Raw genomic sequence first — 15,529 nt, 5'->3', positions numbered from 1 at the left:
TTCCGTGGGTTGAGTAGGCGCGGGCGAAGCCCCGCCGTTATGACTGTGGGTTGAGTAGGCGCGGGCGAAGCCCCGCCGTCATCGAAACCCCGCCGCCCTGAAGCCGGGGCGATGCCTACCCGAAGAGGATCGCGGCCTCGTCGTAGCGCGACTGGGGCACCGTGTTGAGCTTGCCCAGTGCGTCCTCGAAGGCCACGTGCGTGATGGTCGTGCCGCTCAGCGAGACCATGCGGCCCCAGCGGTTGTGCACGACGGAGTCGACGGCGGCCATGCCGTAGCGGGTGGCGAGCACGCGGTCGTAGGCGGTGGGGGTCCCACCACGCTGGATGTGGCCGAGCGTCGTGGCGCGCGTCTCGATTCCCGTACGAGCCTCGATCTCGGGGGCGAGCACGTCACCGATGCCGCCGAGGCGCGGACGACCGAAGGCGTCGAGTCCGCGCTCGGAGTGCGCGTCATCCATCGTGTCGAGCTTGAAGCCCTCGGCGACGACAACTAGAGGTGCGCGACCACGATTGCGAGCGGACTGCACCCACTCGATGATCTGGTCCATGCTCGTGCGCTGCTCGGGGATGAGGATCGCGTGGGCACCGGCGGCCATGCCGGAGTGGAGGGCGATCCATCCCACGTGGCGACCCATGACCTCGGCAACCATGCAGCGACCGTGAGAGTCGCCCGTCGTGCGGAGGCGGTCCATGGCGTCGGTCGCGATCTGCGTGGCGGTGTCGAAGCCGAAGGTGTAGTCGGTGGCGGAGAGGTCGTTGTCCACGGTCTTGGGAACACCGACGATGTTGATGCCGGCGTCCGTCAGGCGCTTGGCCGCGGCGAGTGTGCCCTCACCGCCGATCGCGATGAGCGAGTCGACCCCGAGGCGCTCCATGTTCTCCTTGACGCGCTCCGGCCCGCCGTCGCCCTCGAACGGGTTCGTGCGGCTCGTGCCGAGGATGGTGCCACCCTGCTTCGCGATGCCCTGGATGTCCTTGCGCTCGAGGGGAATGACATCCCCGTCGACCACTCCACGCCAGCCGTCCTTGAAACCGACGAACTCCTTGCCGTAGATCTGGATGCCCTTGAGGACCGCGCCGCGGATCACCGCGTTCAGCCCGGGACAGTCGCCGCCACTCGTGAGGATGCCAATGCTCATGTATCCATCATGCCGTGTTGCTGTCAACCGATGGTGCACGGCCCTGTGCCACCGATAGAGTCTGGGCACATCGACTCACGAGAGTCGTACTTCAGAGAAGGAGCCAGCAATGAGTGACGTGACACCTCCCGCATCCGCACCCGTACCTCCCGCCCCAGCTGCGCCCGCAGCGTCCGACGGCAAGACCCTCGGCATCGTCGCTCTGGTCTCCGTCTTCTTCATCTCCCTACTCGGCCTGATCCTCGGTTTCGTGGCTCGTGGCCAGTCCAAGAAGGCCGGGGTCAAGAACACCCCCGCGACCGTTGCGATCGTGCTCGGTTTCATCTTCCTCGCCCTCACCATCCTGTGGATCGTCATTGCGGTGGCCGGCTTCTCGGCCCTCGTCAGCCAGTGTGCGGAACTGGGCACTGGCGTCCACACGCTCGACAACGGCGTGACCGTCACCTGCGGCTGATTCTCTGAGAGCAACCACTGAGCCCCGGCCTTGTTGTCGGGGCTCAGTGCGTTAGCCTGCACGCGTGCATCTCCTCTTCCGCACCATCCTCCACATGCTGCGCAGCCGCCGGGCCAGCGCACTGGATGCCACGTCGGTCAGTCGCATCCGCCTGCGTGTGCTCCCCACCGACCTCGACGTGCTCGGCCACATGAACAACGGCGTGTACCTGTCGATCATGGATCTCGGCCGCATGGATCTGCTCGTGCGCACGGGGTCGTGGAAGCGCCTGAACGCCCTCGGCATGTACCCGGTGATGGCCAACGAGACGATCTCGTTCCGCAAGTCGCTCCAGCCTTGGCAGCGCTTCGACCTCGAGACGCGCATCGTCGGGATCGATGAGCGCGCCGTCTACTGCGAGCAGCGTTTCGTCGTGGACGGCGAGATCTACGCGCAGGCGATGACGCGCGGCCGCTTCCTCCGCAAGGGCGGTGGCGTCGTGAGCATCGAGGACCTCACGCGCCTGCTCGAGGTGGATGCCGCGCACTTCCCGCCGCCCGAATGGGTGAAGCGATGGGCAGCCGACGTCGCCCTGCCGAGCACCCGCGCCGAGGCCCCCAGCATCTGGGACTGAGTGCTGCTGGTTGAGTAGGCCCGCGAAAGGGCCGAACCCTGTGGGTTGAGTAGCGCGCTGGAGCTTGGAGCGAAGGCCATTTCTGGCCTTCGCCGCGACGCCAGCGCCGATGCCCGTCTCGGGCATCGGGCGCAGCGGCCGTTATCGAAACCTCACCAACGAACAACACCAAGCACTGCGCTGAGGTTTCGATAACGCCGGGGCTTCGCCCGCGGCTACTCAACCTACCGATGGCCGCCCCAACCTGCGCAATACTGGCTGTCATCTTCTGCCCGCGCCCGTCGAGGGAGCACCCATGACCCAGCTCACGATCATCCAGCGCTCGCCGGATCCGCTCGAACCGCACAACCACCAGCGCAAGCACGCCTCCATCGCCGACAAGCTGCGTTCGCTGGGCGAGGTGCGGCTCGGCGCCATCCTGCTGCTGCTCGCCACGGTCATCGCGGTCGTGTGGGCGAACATCCCCGGCGACTCCTACCACCGGTTCTGGGAGACGCACGTGATGATCGGCGTCGAGGACCTGCAGTTCGAGTTCTCGTTGCACGCCCTCGTGAACGACGCCCTCATGGCGATCTTCTTCTTCTCGGTGGGTCTCGAGGTGCGCCGCGAGTTCGCGATCGGCGAGCTCACCAAGTGGTCCCGCGCGGTGGTGCCGGTCGGCGCCGCGATCGCAGGACTTGCCATCCCCGCCCTGATCTTCGTGTTGTTCAACCTGAACTCGGGCGAGCTGCACGCGTGGGGTGTCGTGATCTCGACAGACACCGCGTTCCTCGTGGGTGCGCTCGCGCTCATCGGTCCGCGCGCTCCCGGGCGCCTGCGCCTCTTCCTCCTCACGCTCGCCGTGGTCGACGACATCGGTGCGCTCACCATCATCGCGTTCGTCTACACCGCCAACTTCTCGCCACTGCCGCTGCTGATTGCCGCAGTCGGCCTCGCGGGCATCTTCTTCACGCGCTACCTGCAGCGGGGGCGCGGGCCCATCTACGTCACCCTGGCGATCATCGTGTGGCTCGCATTCCTGGCATCCGGCGTGCATCCGACCCTTGCAGGCGTCGCGATCGCGCTGCTCGTTCCCGTGTATCGACCCGATCGGAGGGACGTCGAACAGGCGCTCGACCTGGCGCACATGTTCCGGCAGTCGCCGAACTCGGAGTATGCGAGGCTCGCGGCCAACAGCCTGCGCGAGTCGATCTCGATCAACGAGCGACTCCAGTCGGCCTACGCGCCCTACATCGCGTTCGTGATCCTCCCCCTGTTCGCGCTTGCGAACGCTGGAGTGCTGATCAACGGCGAGATCCTCACCGCGGCACTCCAGTCGCCGATCACGTGGGGTGTCGTCGTGGGGCTCGTCGTGGGCAAGCTCGTCGGTGTCTTCGGTGCGTCGGCGTTGATCAAACGTCTGGGGTGGGGCGAGTTCGGCCCGGGCCTCACCCTCGGACGCATCGCCGGTGGCGCAGCGCTCTGCGGTATCGGCTTCACGATCTCGCTGTTCATCGTCGACCTCGCGATCGAGGATGCGGACGCGCAGAACGAGGCGCGAGTGGGAGTGCTCGCGGCATCCGTCATCGCCTTCGTGCTCGGCGCGATCATCTTCAGGATCACCGACGGCAGCCGTGCAGACGAGGAGGTGGGAGCCGTGCTCGTGCGACCTGTCGACCCGAAGCGCGACCACATCGTCGGGCCCGTCGATGCACCGTTCACCCTTGTCGAGTACGGCGACTACCAGTGCTCGTTCTGTTCGAAGGCATCGGGCGCGATCGACGAACTGCGCGGGATGCTCGGCGACGACCTGCGCTACGTGTGGCGTCACGCACCCCTCGTCGACTTCCACCCCAACGCGATCGCGGGCGCGGAGGCAGCCGAGGCCGCCGGACTGCAGGGGCAGTTCTACCCGTACGGCCGCACCCTCTTCGCCGACCAGGAGAACCAGATGCCGAAGGACATCCTCCGGCGCGCGAGCGATCTCGGCCTCGACGTGGATCGCTTCGCCGAGGACCTGCGCTCGTCGGAGGTGGCGGCCCGGGTTCGCGACGACATCCTGGATGCCGAGGCCATGGACATCACGGCGGTTCCGACGTTCTTCGTCAACGGTCGCCGCCACGTCGGCCCGTACGACGCACAGTCGCTTGCGAGGGCGCTGCAGGCGACGGCGCCCAGTTCCACCTAGTCGGTTGAGTAGCCGCGGCGAAGCCCGGCGTTATCGAAACCTCGCCCGCGTGATTGGTGTTGTTCGTTGGTGAGGTTTCGATGACGGCCGCTTCGCGGGCCTACTCAACCCACCGGGTTTCGATGACGGCCGCTTCGCCCGATGCCCGAGACGGGCATCGGCGCTGGCGTCGCGGCGAAGGCCAGAAATGGCCTTCGCTCCAAGCTCCAGCGCGCCACTCAACCAACAAGCAAGGAGCGTCAGCCGCGCGCTTCAACTCGGGGGCCACGAGACGGGGTCGCCGTCCATGGCGAGGCGTTCGTAGTAGGGGCGCTGCACGGTGAGGTACTCGTCGAAGTCGGGCATTTCCGTTCCGGCGATGGCGGCCAGCATCCGATCGAGGTACCACTCCCAGCCAGGGCCGATGCTGCCGGCGTCCCGCGCGTTCGCGAGGCGCTGCTTGAGGTAGACGGCGGTGGTGGTGCCGAGGTCGGCGAGCGAGATCGTGATGCGCCAGGCGTCGGCGCTCTCGCCGAACGCCACTGTGTAGCGCTCGCCCGGTTCGCACGCATCAAGGGTGAGGGTCGAGGTCGGTGAGCCCTCCTCCGCGGTCATGGTCAGGTCGACGGTACCGCCGACGACTGCCCTGCCGCGGCGAGGCCCTATCCACTTCTTCAGTCGCGCGGACGCCGTGAGCCAGTCCCATGTCTCGCCCGCAGGCAGAGGCACGCGTCGTTCGACGATCAGCTCGAGGCCGCTCTCGTCTCGCACGACCCTGCCGCTCGCCTGGATGCCCATGCCCCCGACCCTAGTCGCCGCTCTCGAGCACGGCCATGGCGGCGTTGTGCCCGCCGATCGCGCTCACGGCACCGCCGCGCTGGGCGCCAGAGCCGCACAGCAGGATCCGCGGATGCCGCGTCGCAACCCCCCACCGCTGTGCCGGTGTCGCGAGCTCCGCATCGTCCTCCACGAACGGCCACGTGAGGGGCCCGTGGAAGATGTTGCCGCCGGGCATCGCGAGGGCGTGCTCCAGGTCGAGGGTCGTCTTGGTCTCGATCGTGGGCGCGCCCGTGGCATCCGTGAGCAGCAGGTCATTGATGGGTTCGGCGAGGACCGAGTTCAACGAGTCGAGCACGGCCTGCTGCAGTTGGGCGCGCAGCGCGTCGTTGCTCTCCTCGGTCACGAGCCGATGCGGGGTGTGCAGGCCGAACACCGTGAGGGTCTGGGCGCCGGCGGCCTGCAGTTCGGACGACAGGATGCTCGGATCCGTGAGCGAGTGGCAGTAGATCTCACACGGCAGGGGACCGGGCAGGGCTCCACGTGCGGCGCTCCGGTATGCGGCATCCAGCTGCGTCCACGTCTCGTTGATGTGGAAGGTGCCGCCGAACGCGGCGGCAGGGTCGACGGACGAGTCGAGCAGGCGCGGCAGGCGTTTCACGAGGAGGTTGACCTTGACCTGCGCGCCCTCGGGCCGAACCTCGATCTCGTCACCGAGGAGGCCGGCCAGGACGGCGGGAGCGGTGTTCGCGAGCACCCACGTCGCGTGGAGGGTGCGCTCGGCGTCGCCGTGGCGGAAGGTGACGTCGCCGTCAGGCGTGATTGCGGTGACCGTCGCATCGGTGAGGATCTCCGCACCAGCAAGTCTGGCGGCCCGCGCAAGCTCGCCGGAGACCGCGCCCATGCCGCCGACCGGCACATCCCAGTCGCCCGTGCCGCCGCCGATCACGTGGTACAGGAAGCAGCGGTTGCCGTCGAGCGCGGGATCGATGTTCGGCGCGAAGGTGCCGATGAGCGCGTCGGTCAGCGCCACCCCGCGAGCGACGTCGCCGCTGAAGCGCTCCTCGATCGCCTCGCCGATCGGGCGCTCCACGAGCCAGTCCCAGAGGGCGTCGTCACCGAGCGCCGCGCGCGCCTCGGTGCGGGTGAGCAGCGGTTCCGTCACCGTCGGGAACAACACCTCCGCTGCTCGCGTGGTGCTCGAGTAGAACGAGTTCCAGGCGTGGTCGTCTGCGCCCAGCGCTGCGGCCGTCGCCGTGGCATCCGCGTTGTCGATGAGGAGGCCCGTGCCGGGGCGCGCCGGGTCGGGCGTGTAGCTCGAGTAACGCCGGCGGGCCAGGCGGATGTCGAGACCGAGGTCACGGATGATGCGACCGGGAAGCAGCGACACGAGGTACGAGTACCGCGACAGCCGTGCATCCACGCCGTCGAAGGCCTGCGCGGAGACCGCAGCCCCACCGACGGTGCCCAACCGCTCGAGCACCGTCACGCGCTTGCCTGCGCTCGCGAGGTACGCGGCAGCGGCGAGTCCGTTGTGCCCTCCGCCCACGACGACGACGTCGCGGGTGTCGTCAGTTGGCGTCGTCACCGGAGCCCTCGGCATCGGTGTCGGTGGAATCACAAATAGGCGGGTTGATGCGGTCGAGCACACGGTAGGAGACGCTCCGCAGGATCTCCTGTTCCTCGGGAGTGAGCAGCGTGAAGAAGTTCTCGCGAATGGCATCGGAATGATCGCGGAGGGCCGCCAGCACGGCCCGGCTGCCGTCCGTGGTCAACTGGATCCACACGCCGCGTGCGTCGTCGCCGCATTCCTGGCGGGAGATCAGGCCGCGCTGCTCCATGCGCTTGAGCTGGTGGGAGACGCGACTCTTCTCCCAGCCGATGAGGTCGGCGATGCGGCCGGCGCGAAGGCGGCGGCTGGGCTCGTCTTGCAGGGCGACGAGCACGGCGAAGTCGGCCGAGGAGATTCCCGCGTCCGCCTGGAGCCTGCGCTCGAGGGTCAGATCGAGCTGCCGTCGCATGAGCGAGAAGGCGCGCCAGACGTCCACCTCTTCGTCGTCGAGAGCGGCTCCCATCACACCATCATACCGGGTAGTTGACACGTCATCTATGGCGAGTTATGGTGACACGTCAACTTCTTCGAAAGGACGTCATGTCAGAGCTCAGAATCGGAATCATCCTTGGCAGCACACGCCCAGGTCGGAACGGTGCGCAGGTCGCCGACTGGGTGCTCGAGCAGGCCACCAAGCGTGATGGTGTCGTGTACGAACTCGTCGACATCGCCGACTTCAACCTCCCGCACCTCGACGAGGCCATCCCCGCCTCGCAGGGCCTCTACGCCAACGAGCACACCCGTGCCTGGGCAGAGACGATCGCGTCGTACGACGGCTTCGTCATGGTCACGCCCGAGTACAACCACTCGACCTCCGGCGCGCTCAAGAACGCCATCGACTTCATCTACGGCGAGTGGAACAACAAGGCCGTCGGCTTCGTCAGCTACGGCGCCGCCGCGAGCGGTGCCCGTGCCGTCGAGCACCTCCGCCTCATCGTCGGTGAGCTGCAGATGGCGGATGTGCGCCAGCAGGTGGGCATCTCGCTCCACACGGACTTCGAGAACTACACGACCATGAAGCCGGTCCCCCACCACGAGGCGCCCCTCGCGACGATGCTCGACCAGCTCGAGTCGTGGTCCGGCGCGCTGCGCACCGTGCGCGTGGCTAGCGAATCCCTCGCTGCCTAGCTCCACGGCGAGACATTCTTGCGGATGACCGCCGAACGGCACAGTATTCCTGCGCTGTTCGGCGGTCATTGTCACAGGTTGCGTGATTAGGCTCGGAAACATGCATCCCGAGCTTCACGACGAAACCATCAGCACTGTCCAGCGCTGGCTGCGCGAGTCGTCGAAGGAGAAATCGGATGCCGCGGGCGAGCGCCTCGCCGGACTCCTCAAGGATCCCCGGGGCCTCGAGTTCGCCCTCGGCTTCGTGGACTCCGTCGTGCGCCCCGAGGACCTTCGCGTCGCCGGTCGCAACCTGGAGAAGCTGAGCCGTCGCATCCCGGCGTTCCTGCCCTGGTACCTGCGCGCCGCCATCCTCCTCGGCGGCGGTTTCGCGCCGATCCTGCCCTGGCCGATCGTTCCGATCGCGCGCTGGGCGCTGCGCGACATGGTCTCGCACCTCGTGATCGACGCGACGCCCTCCCGGCTCGACAAATCGCTCGCTCGCCTTCGCGCGAGTGGGCGCGACCTCAACATCAACCTCCTCGGCGAAGCCGTGCTGGGTGAGCGCGAGGCCACCCGCCGTCTCGACCGCACTCGCGAACTCCTCGAACGCGACGACGTCGACTACGTGTCGATCAAGGTGTCGTCCATCGCGGCCCAGCTCAACGGGTGGGTATTCGACGAGACCGTCGACTACGTCGTCGAACGGCTGACGCCGCTCTACGAGTACGCGGCTGGCGTTGTGAAGAGCGGCCGCAAGGCGAAGTTCATCAACCTCGACATGGAGGAGTACCGCGACCTCGGACTCACCATCGCGGTCTTCCAGCGTCTCCTCGACAAGCCGCTGCTGCGCAACCTCGAGGCGGGCATCGTTCTGCAGGCCTACCTTCCGGATGCACTCGGCGCCTTGCAGGGCCTCACGGAGTGGGCCACTCGTCGCCACGCTGAGGGTGGCGCCGGCATCAAGGTGCGTGTCGTCAAGGGTGCCAACCTCGCCATGGAGCGGGTCGACGCGCGCATGCACGGCTGGCCGCTCGCGACCTGGGACACCAAGGTCGACACCGATGCGAGCTTCAAGCGCGTGCTCGACTGGGCGCTCACGCCGGAGCACACCGACGCCGTGCGCATCGGCGTCGCGAGCCACAACCTCTTCGACGTTGCCTGGTCGTGGCTGCTCGCCCAGCAGCGCGGCGTCGAGTCACGCGTCGAGTTCGAGATGCTCCTCGGTATGGCCACCGCACAGTCGGAGGTCGTGAGGCGGGATGTCGGTGGGCTCCGCCTGTACACGCCGGTCGTGCATCCGTCGGAGTTCGACTCGGCCATCAGCTACCTGATCCGTCGCCTCGAGGAGAACGCGTCCCCCGAGAACATCATGTCCGGGCTGTTCGAGCTGGCCACCTCGCAGGACGTGTTCGAGCGGGAGGCCGGTCGGTTCAGCGCCTCGCTCGAGCGCATGGGCGAGCTCGAGCTCGGCCCGCGCCGAACCCAGGATCGGGCATCCGTTCTCGAGATCGCTCCCGAGACCGGGTTCGAGAACGAGGCAGACACCGACTCGTCCCTCGCGGCCAACCGTGACTGGGGCGTGCGCATTCTCGCCCGCAGCGCGGACTCGCGCCTCGGTGCCGACACGATCTCCGCAGCACTCGTGCAGGATGCCGAGACCCTCGAGCAGCGCATCGCCCTGGCCGAACGTGCCGGCGAAGCGTGGGGTGCAACTCCCGGCGCCGATCGCGCGCGGCTGTTGCACGACGCCGGTGACGTGCTCGCGGCCTTCCGCGGCCGACTCATCGAGGTGATGGCGAGTGAGACCGGCAAGACCCTCGCCGAGGCAGACGTCGAGGTCAGCGAAACGGTGGACTTCGCCCATTACTACGCAGAGCGTGCCGTCGAGCTGGACGCGATCGAGGATGCCACGTACATCCCGCCGCGTCTCACCGTGGTGGCCCCGCCCTGGAACTTCCCCGTCGCGATCCCTGCCGGGTCCGTGCTGGCGGCGCTCGCCGCAGGGTCGGCCGTCGTGATCAAGCCGGCACCTCAGGCCCGCCGCAGTGGGGCCGTCATGGTCGAGGCGCTCTGGGAGGCTGGCATCTCGCGCGAACTCGTCACACTCGTCGACGTGGAGGAGGGTGACCTCGGTCGCCAGCTCATCGCCCACCCGCGCGTGGACCGTGTGATCCTCACGGGCGCGTACGAGACCGCGGCGCTGTTCCGGTCATGGCGCCCCGACCTGCCGCTGCTCGCCGAGACGAGCGGCAAGAACGCCATCATCGTGACGCCGACCGCAGACCTCGACCTCGCGGTCGGCGATATCGTGCGCAGCGCGTTCGGCCATGCCGGGCAGAAGTGCTCGGCCGCCTCGCTCGTGATCCTGGTCGGCTCCGTCGCGCGCAGTGAGCGGTTCCAGCGCCAGCTCGTCGACGCTGTGCGCACCCTCCACGTTGGCTACCCGCAGGACCCGACCTCGGTCGTCGGCCCCCTCATCGAGGCGCCGACGGGCAAGCTCCTGCGTGGCCTCACCCAGCTGGGCGAGGGCGAGAGCTGGCTTGTCGAGCCGCGCGCGCTCGACGACAGTGGTCGCCTGTGGTCGCCGGGCGTTCGCACCGGAGTCCAGGCTGGCAGCGAGTTCCACCGCACCGAGTACTTCGGTCCCATCCTCGGAGTGATGACGGCGCGCACCCTCGACGAGGCGATCGACCTCCAGAACGGGAGCGACTACGGCCTCACGGCGGGCATCCACTCGCTCGATCCCGCCGAGGTCTCCCGCTGGCTCGACCGTGTCCAGGCCGGCAACCTCTACGTCAACCGCGGAATCACGGGCGCGATCGTGCAGCGCCAGCCGTTCGGCGGCTGGAAGCGCTCAACCGTCGGAACGGGCGCCAAGGCCGGCGGACCCAACTACGTGCTCACTCTCGGCCGGTGGGAGTCCATCGAGAAGGAGCCCGTCGCCAACATCACGCTCAAGGGTGTCTCCGCGAGTGTCGCCGAGGTCATCCGCCACGGCCAGACCGGCCTCGACTTCCCCGAGTTCGATCGCGTGCGCCGTGCCGCCCAGAGCGACGAGAGGGCCTGGGCGTCCGAGCTCGGTGTCGCCAGGGATGTCTCGAACCTCGGCGTCGAACGGAACGTGCTGCGCTACCGACCAGCCGAAGTGACGCTGCGGCTGTCTGAGGGGGAGTCGCTCGGGCACCTCGTGCGACTCATCGCCGCGGCATCCCGCGCGGGCGCGCTCGTCACGATCAGCTCTGCACTGCCGCTCCCCGCGGCCCTCGTGCAGTCCTTCTCGACGGCGAACCCGTCAGCACGGGTGCGCGACGTCGCGATCGAGACGGATGCCGCGTTCCTCGCGCGTGCGCCCCGCCTCACCGGTCGCGTGCGTCTCGTCGGCGGCGATGCCAGGGCTCTTGCGGAGGCCACGGGCGGATCACCCGACGTGGCGATTTATGCGGGGCCCGTGACGACAGAGGGCCGCATCGAGCTCCTGCCGTTCCTGCGCGAGCAGTCGGTCACGGTCACCGCGCACCGTTTCGGCAACCCCGACCGGGCGATGATCTCGCTCGAGATCTAGCGTTACTCGCCGAGGGCGGCCTTGAACGCATCGGACTGGGCCTTCTCGCGTCCCTTGACCGACAGCTGGGGGTCGTTCTTCACGTCGAAGCGCACGGCACCCGATGCCGGATCGATCTCGACCTTGACGACGTTACCGGCGTCCGGAGGCCAGAAGTCGGTCACCCAGCGCGGCTCGTCGATCTTCGCGCGCGTGACCGATCCGTCGGCGCGGCGTACGTCGGCGGCCCATTCGCGCGTCGGCGTGAGCCCGTCGCTCGACACCTTCTTGATGTTGACGAGCACGATCGTCGCCTCTGCGGGCTCCCAGGCCTTCTTGCCGATACCGAACATGAGCACAGTATGTTCCACTGGGAAAGATTTGGTCAAGCGTCGTCGCGTACCCTTAATCAGTGGATGGCTCGGCACAGGTACCGAACGACGGGATGCCTGTTCCCGGAAGCCGCGCCCACGACCTGCTCCTGAAGGTGCTCGCCCATATCCGTGCCGAGGGCCGCGTCGACCTCTCGCTCCGACAGCTGGCCCAGGGCGCAGGCACAAGCCACCGCATGCTCGGCTACTACTTCGGAACGCGCGAGCAACTCCTCGGCTACGTGATGCGGCAGCTGAGCATCGAGTACATCGCGCAATTCGGCGGACGCCGCCCCGCGAGTCGAGCGGAGGCCATCCGCTGGACGTGGGAACAGTTCCGCGACCCCAACAACCGCCTCCAGACGCAGCTGCTCTTCACGCTCTCGAACGCCGCGGCCGAGAACCCCGATCTCGAGATCTCGGCGCTCAACTCCGACCTCGACACCTTCGCGGCGGGTCTCACAGCGCTCGGAATGCACGAGGGCCTCGACGCCGAGCGTGCGACCCGCGAGGGGCGCCTTATCGTCGCCACCCTGCTCGGCCTCTACCTCGACTTCTTCATCACGCGCGGATCGACCCGGGTGGATGACAGCTACCGCACCCTCATCGAGTGGGTGGAGCGGAGCTCGGCCTCGGCTTAGGCGCGCAGCGCCGCGGTCACGTACGCGAGCGCCTGCTCCGGGGCAACCCCGAGGGCGGCGGCCCGCGCGGCGTACTCGGTCGCCGCGACCTGGAGGAGGGCATCCGCGTCGCCGGGTCGCGCCTTGATGACGGTGCCGTTGCGTCCGCGGGTCTCGACGAAGCCGTCGGCTTCGAGCTCGCGGTAGGCACGCGCGACGGTATTCGGCGCGATGCCGAGGTCGGTCGCGAGCTGGCGCACGGCCGGGAGCTTGGTGCCGGCGATGAGCTCGCCCTCCGAGACCCGGGCCACGAGCTGCGCCTTGATCTGCTCGAAGGGCGGCGCGGCGCCCTGCGGGTCGATCTCGAAGGTGATGGCGCTCTGCGTCGCCGGTCGCCGCCAGGAATCGGTCACGGAGCTGTCCTAGTCGTGATTGCGGTGGATGAGACGGGACAGCACGATCGCGCTGCGCGTGTGGTCCACGTTCGGGGCGTTCCTGACGCGTTCCAGCGCGAGCTCGAGTGAGGCGATATCGCGGGAGCGCATGTGCACGATGGCATCCGCGGAACCCGTCACGGTACCGGCATCCACGACCTCCGGCACGCCCGTGAGGATGCGCTTGAGCTCCTCGGGGGCAACCGTGCCGCGGCAGAACAGCTCGACGTAGGCCTCTGTGCCCATGCCGTCGACGGTGGGGTCGACCTGGATCGTGAACGCACGGATGACTCCATCCGCCACGAGCCGGTCAACGCGACGCTTAACGGCGGAGGCCGAGAGCCCCACCACGCCGCCGATATCCGCGTAACCCGCGCGGGCGTTCTGGCGGAGGAGATCGATGATGCCGTGATCGAGGCTGTCCATTGCCACAGTGTACGACCGATTATTGTGCGATGCCACTATTAGGCGCGCGTTTGCTGCGCCTAAAGCTCTGACATTGCGGATAGGTGCGTGAAACACTGGGTTCATGACCATGACTGAACCCGCAGCATCCCCCGTGCAGCGTACTCCCTCACGCAAGTCGGTACTCATGTGCCGCCCCGAGCACTTCACGGTGAGCTACCGGATCAACCCCTGGATGCACCCGGAGGACCCGACGAGCACCGCCACCGCGGTCGCCCAGTGGGAGGTGTTGTACCGCACCTACCTCGATCTCGGCTTCGACGTTCAGCTCATCGACCCCGTCGAGGGCCTGCCCGATATGGTCTACGCCGCAAACGGCGGATTCGTGCTCGACGGCAAGGCCTATGGCGCGAGTTTCACCTACGCCGAGCGTCAGCCGGAGGGCCCCGCCTATATGGACTGGTTCGCAGCCCAGGGCTATGAGGTGCACCGGCCGGTCGAGGTCAACGAGGGCGAGGGTGACTTCCTGCTCGTCGGCGACGTGATCCTCGCGGGCCAGGGCTTCCGCAGTGCGAGCAACAGCCACCAGGAGCTCGCGAGCATCTTCGGGCGCGAGGTCGTGTCCCTCCAGCTCGTCAACCCCAGCTTCTACCACCTCGACACCGCGATCGCGGTGCTCGATGACGGCCGCGGCACTGCACCGGCCAACATTGCCTACCTTCCGGCCGCGTTCGACGAGCCGTCGCTCGAGATCCTGCGCGAGCGCTACCCCGATGCGATCCTCGTCACGGAAGAGGATGCCGCGGTGCTCGGGCTGAACTCGTTCAGCGACGGCTACAACGTCGTGATCGCTTCGCGCGCCAAGGACTTCGAGCGCCAGCTGCGCGAGCGCGGCTACAACCCCATAGGCGTGGACCTCTCCGAGCTCCTGCTCGGCGGCGGCGGTGTCAAGTGCTGCACCCTGGAACTGCGCCGATGACGTCCCTCAACCAGCGGCGTCCCCTGAAGGGTCAGCTCCAGACAGCCGACCCCGACGTGCACCTCGCCCACAACTACCATCCCCTGCCGGTGGTCGTGGCGTCCGGCGAGGGAGCCTGGGTGACGGATGTCACCGGCCGCCGGTACCTCGATTGCCTCGCGGCGTACTCCGCGGTGAACTTCGGCCACGGACATCCCGCGCTCATCGCCGCAGCCAAGGAGCAACTCGATCGCATCACCCTCACGAGTCGTGCCTTCCACAACGACCGACTCGAGCCGTTCGCCGAGGCGCTCGCGCAGCTCGCCGGCAAGGACATGGTGCTGCCGATGAACACGGGTGCTGAGGCCGTCGAGTCCGCCGTGAAGGTCGCTCGGGCCTGGGGCTACCGGGTCAAGGGCGTGCCGCAGGGCCAGGCGACGATCATCGTGATGGACGGCAACTTCCATGGACGCACCACGACGATCGTGAGCTTCTCGACCGACGAACAGGCGCGCGCCGATTTCGGTCCGTTCACGCCCGGCTTCGTCGTCGTCCCCTACGGGGACGCGGAAGCACTCGAGGCCGCCATCGACAAGACGACGGTCGCGGTACTTCTCGAGCCGATCCAGGGCGAGGCGGGCATCCTCGTTCCGCCCGCCGACTACCTCCCGGCGGTGCGCGAGATCACGCGGCGCAGGAACGTGCTCATGATCGCCGACGAGATCCAGTCGGGCCTCGGCCGCACCGGCACGACCTTCGCGTGCGACCGCTCGGGAGTCGTGCCCGACCTCTACCTGCTCGGCAAGGCGCTCGGCGGCGGAATCGTGCCCGTGAGTGCCGTGGTCGGCAACTCCGACATCCTCGGGGTGCTCCAGCCGGGCGAGCACGGATCGACGTTCGGCGGCAACCCCCTCGCGGCGGCCGTCGGGCACGCCGTGGTTGAGCTGCTCGCGACCGGCGAGATGCAGCAGCGCGCGAACGAGCTCGGGGAGCGCCTGCACTCCGGATTGAACGCGCTCATCGGCCACGGGGTCACCGCCGTGCGCGGCGCAGGCCTCTGGGCGGGAGTGGACATCGACCCCGCCCTCGCGACCGGGCGGGAGGTGTGCGAGCTGCTCATGGATCGCGGCATCCTCGTCAAGGACACCCACGGTTCGACCATCCGTTTCGCCCCGCCGATCGTCGTCTCCGAGGAGGACATCGACTGGGCGGTCGCACAGCTCAAGGAGGAGCTCGAGCTTCTCGCGACACGCTGACCCCGTGCATCCCGCGGGCCGGGATGTACGCATCCAGACCGACACGCCGCACCTGACCCAGAATCGGTGCGGCGTGTCGCATGTCCCCCTC

General features: G+C 68.0%; 15 protein-coding genes. 8 read left to right on the top strand and 7 right to left on the bottom strand.

Translation table 11 applies throughout. The annotated features are described in order from the left end of the window. Nucleotides 1–115: 115 nt before the first annotated feature. Complete coding sequence (locus HDC94_RS01730; protein WP_179494313.1) at nucleotides 116–1,141, bottom strand: 6-phosphofructokinase; 1,026 nt, start codon at nucleotides 1,139–1,141, stop codon at nucleotides 116–118. A gap of 109 nt (nucleotides 1,142–1,250) precedes the next feature. On the opposite strand from HDC94_RS01730, the gene HDC94_RS01725 reads away from it, so the two are divergent. The 3 genes from HDC94_RS01725 (at nucleotide 1,251) to nhaA (ending at nucleotide 4,375) form a co-directional block, all read left to right on the top strand. After that, the gene (locus HDC94_RS01725; protein ID WP_179494312.1) at nucleotides 1,251–1,595 is read left to right on the top strand and encodes a DUF4190 domain-containing protein; all 345 of its coding nucleotides are present in this window, start codon (nucleotides 1,251–1,253) and stop codon (nucleotides 1,593–1,595) included. Between the two features lie 64 nt (nucleotides 1,596–1,659). Beyond that, nucleotides 1,660–2,208: a thioesterase family protein gene (locus HDC94_RS01720; protein WP_179494311.1), complete on the top strand. Its 549-nt coding sequence runs from the start codon at nucleotides 1,660–1,662 to the stop codon at nucleotides 2,206–2,208. Nucleotides 2,209–2,503: 295 nt separating this feature from the next. Next, nucleotides 2,504–4,375, top strand: coding sequence for a Na+/H+ antiporter NhaA (gene nhaA, locus HDC94_RS01715; protein WP_179494310.1), 1,872 nt, complete (start codon nucleotides 2,504–2,506; stop codon nucleotides 4,373–4,375). A 252-nt stretch (nucleotides 4,376–4,627) separates the two neighbouring features. Here the strand turns inward: nhaA and HDC94_RS01710 are convergent, their stop codons facing one another. The 3 genes from HDC94_RS01710 to HDC94_RS01700 are packed head-to-tail and all read right to left on the bottom strand — an operon-like array spanning nucleotide 4,628 to nucleotide 7,206. After that, nucleotides 4,628–5,152, bottom strand: coding sequence for an SRPBCC domain-containing protein (locus HDC94_RS01710; protein ID WP_179494308.1), 525 nt, complete (start codon nucleotides 5,150–5,152; stop codon nucleotides 4,628–4,630). Between the two features lie 10 nt (nucleotides 5,153–5,162). Further along, a complete protein-coding gene (locus HDC94_RS01705; RefSeq protein WP_179494306.1) occupies nucleotides 5,163–6,734 on the bottom strand; it encodes an NAD(P)/FAD-dependent oxidoreductase in 1,572 nt (523 codons plus the stop codon). Further along, complete coding sequence (locus tag HDC94_RS01700; protein ID WP_179494304.1) at nucleotides 6,703–7,206, bottom strand: MarR family winged helix-turn-helix transcriptional regulator; 504 nt, start codon at nucleotides 7,204–7,206, stop codon at nucleotides 6,703–6,705. The genes HDC94_RS01705 and HDC94_RS01700 overlap by 32 nt, the downstream gene beginning before the upstream one ends. Nucleotides 7,207–7,283: 77 nt before the next feature. Between HDC94_RS01700 and HDC94_RS01695 the strand changes: the two genes are divergently transcribed. Together HDC94_RS01695 and HDC94_RS01690 are read left to right on the top strand one after the other, a co-directional pair. Next, nucleotides 7,284–7,871: an NADPH-dependent FMN reductase gene (locus tag HDC94_RS01695; protein ID WP_179494302.1), complete on the top strand. Its 588-nt coding sequence runs from the start codon at nucleotides 7,284–7,286 to the stop codon at nucleotides 7,869–7,871. Between the two features lie 100 nt (nucleotides 7,872–7,971). After that, nucleotides 7,972–11,415 carry a bifunctional proline dehydrogenase/L-glutamate gamma-semialdehyde dehydrogenase gene (locus tag HDC94_RS01690; RefSeq protein ID WP_179494300.1) on the top strand — a complete coding sequence of 1,148 codons (3,444 nt, stop codon included), beginning with the start codon at nucleotides 7,972–7,974 and terminating at the stop codon, nucleotides 11,413–11,415. 2 nt (nucleotides 11,416–11,417) lie between these two features. Here the strand turns inward: HDC94_RS01690 and HDC94_RS01685 are convergent, their stop codons facing one another. Further along, a complete protein-coding gene (locus HDC94_RS01685; RefSeq protein ID WP_179494299.1) occupies nucleotides 11,418–11,765 on the bottom strand; it encodes a hypothetical protein in 348 nt (115 codons plus the stop codon). A 41-nt stretch (nucleotides 11,766–11,806) separates the two neighbouring features. Here HDC94_RS01685 and HDC94_RS01680 point away from each other — a divergent pair, with 41 nt between their 5' ends. Beyond that, nucleotides 11,807–12,406, top strand: coding sequence for a TetR/AcrR family transcriptional regulator (locus tag HDC94_RS01680; protein WP_179494297.1), 600 nt, complete (start codon nucleotides 11,807–11,809; stop codon nucleotides 12,404–12,406). Here HDC94_RS01680 and HDC94_RS01675 read toward each other — a convergent pair. Together HDC94_RS01675 and HDC94_RS01670 are read right to left on the bottom strand one after the other, a co-directional pair. Then, nucleotides 12,403–12,798: a GntR family transcriptional regulator gene (locus HDC94_RS01675; protein WP_179494295.1), complete on the bottom strand. Its 396-nt coding sequence runs from the start codon at nucleotides 12,796–12,798 to the stop codon at nucleotides 12,403–12,405. The genes HDC94_RS01680 and HDC94_RS01675 overlap by 4 nt on opposite strands. A 9-nt stretch (nucleotides 12,799–12,807) precedes the next feature. Next, nucleotides 12,808–13,245, bottom strand: coding sequence for an Lrp/AsnC family transcriptional regulator (locus HDC94_RS01670; protein WP_179494293.1), 438 nt, complete (start codon nucleotides 13,243–13,245; stop codon nucleotides 12,808–12,810). Between the two features lie 103 nt (nucleotides 13,246–13,348). On the opposite strand from HDC94_RS01670, the gene ddaH reads away from it, so the two are divergent. Together ddaH and rocD are read left to right on the top strand one after the other, a co-directional pair. Continuing rightward, nucleotides 13,349–14,203 (top strand): dimethylargininase, encoded by an 855-nt coding sequence (gene ddaH / locus HDC94_RS01665; protein ID WP_179494291.1) that lies wholly within the window; start codon nucleotides 13,349–13,351, stop codon nucleotides 14,201–14,203. Beyond that, nucleotides 14,200–15,438, top strand: coding sequence for an ornithine--oxo-acid transaminase (gene rocD / locus HDC94_RS01660; protein ID WP_179494289.1), 1,239 nt, complete (start codon nucleotides 14,200–14,202; stop codon nucleotides 15,436–15,438). Before ddaH ends, rocD begins: the two co-directional genes overlap by 4 nt. Nucleotides 15,439–15,529 lie beyond the last annotated feature (91 nt).

The sequence above is a fragment of the Leifsonia sp. AK011 genome (assembly GCF_013410945.1).
In the GTDB taxonomy this organism is placed as follows: domain Bacteria; phylum Actinomycetota; class Actinomycetes; order Actinomycetales; family Microbacteriaceae; genus Rhodoglobus.
Note: the sequence above shows the minus strand (reverse complement) of the source record. Positions and strands in the feature narration are given on the sequence as shown.

What these genes read in the sequence shown, in the direction of transcription:
- HDC94_RS01730 (WP_179494313.1), bottom strand. Translation starts at nt 1,141, where the DNA reads ATGAGCATTGGCATCCTCACGAGTGGCGGCGACTGTCCCGGGCTGAAC.
- HDC94_RS01725 (WP_179494312.1), top strand. Translation starts at nt 1,251, where the DNA reads ATGAGTGACGTGACACCTCCCGCATCCGCACCCGTACCTCCCGCCCCA.
- nhaA (WP_179494310.1), top strand. Translation starts at nt 2,504, where the DNA reads ATGACCCAGCTCACGATCATCCAGCGCTCGCCGGATCCGCTCGAACCG.
- HDC94_RS01710 (WP_179494308.1), bottom strand. Translation starts at nt 5,152, where the DNA reads ATGGGCATCCAGGCGAGCGGCAGGGTCGTGCGAGACGAGAGCGGCCTC.
- HDC94_RS01705 (WP_179494306.1), bottom strand. Translation starts at nt 6,734, where the DNA reads ATGCCGAGGGCTCCGGTGACGACGCCAACTGACGACACCCGCGACGTC.
- HDC94_RS01700 (WP_179494304.1), bottom strand. Translation starts at nt 7,206, where the DNA reads ATGGGAGCCGCTCTCGACGACGAAGAGGTGGACGTCTGGCGCGCCTTC.
- HDC94_RS01695 (WP_179494302.1), top strand. Translation starts at nt 7,284, where the DNA reads ATGTCAGAGCTCAGAATCGGAATCATCCTTGGCAGCACACGCCCAGGT.
- HDC94_RS01690 (WP_179494300.1), top strand. Translation starts at nt 7,972, where the DNA reads ATGCATCCCGAGCTTCACGACGAAACCATCAGCACTGTCCAGCGCTGG.
- HDC94_RS01670 (WP_179494293.1), bottom strand. Translation starts at nt 13,245, where the DNA reads ATGGACAGCCTCGATCACGGCATCATCGATCTCCTCCGCCAGAACGCC.
- ddaH (WP_179494291.1), top strand. Translation starts at nt 13,349, where the DNA reads ATGACCATGACTGAACCCGCAGCATCCCCCGTGCAGCGTACTCCCTCA.
- rocD (WP_179494289.1), top strand. Translation starts at nt 14,200, where the DNA reads ATGACGTCCCTCAACCAGCGGCGTCCCCTGAAGGGTCAGCTCCAGACA.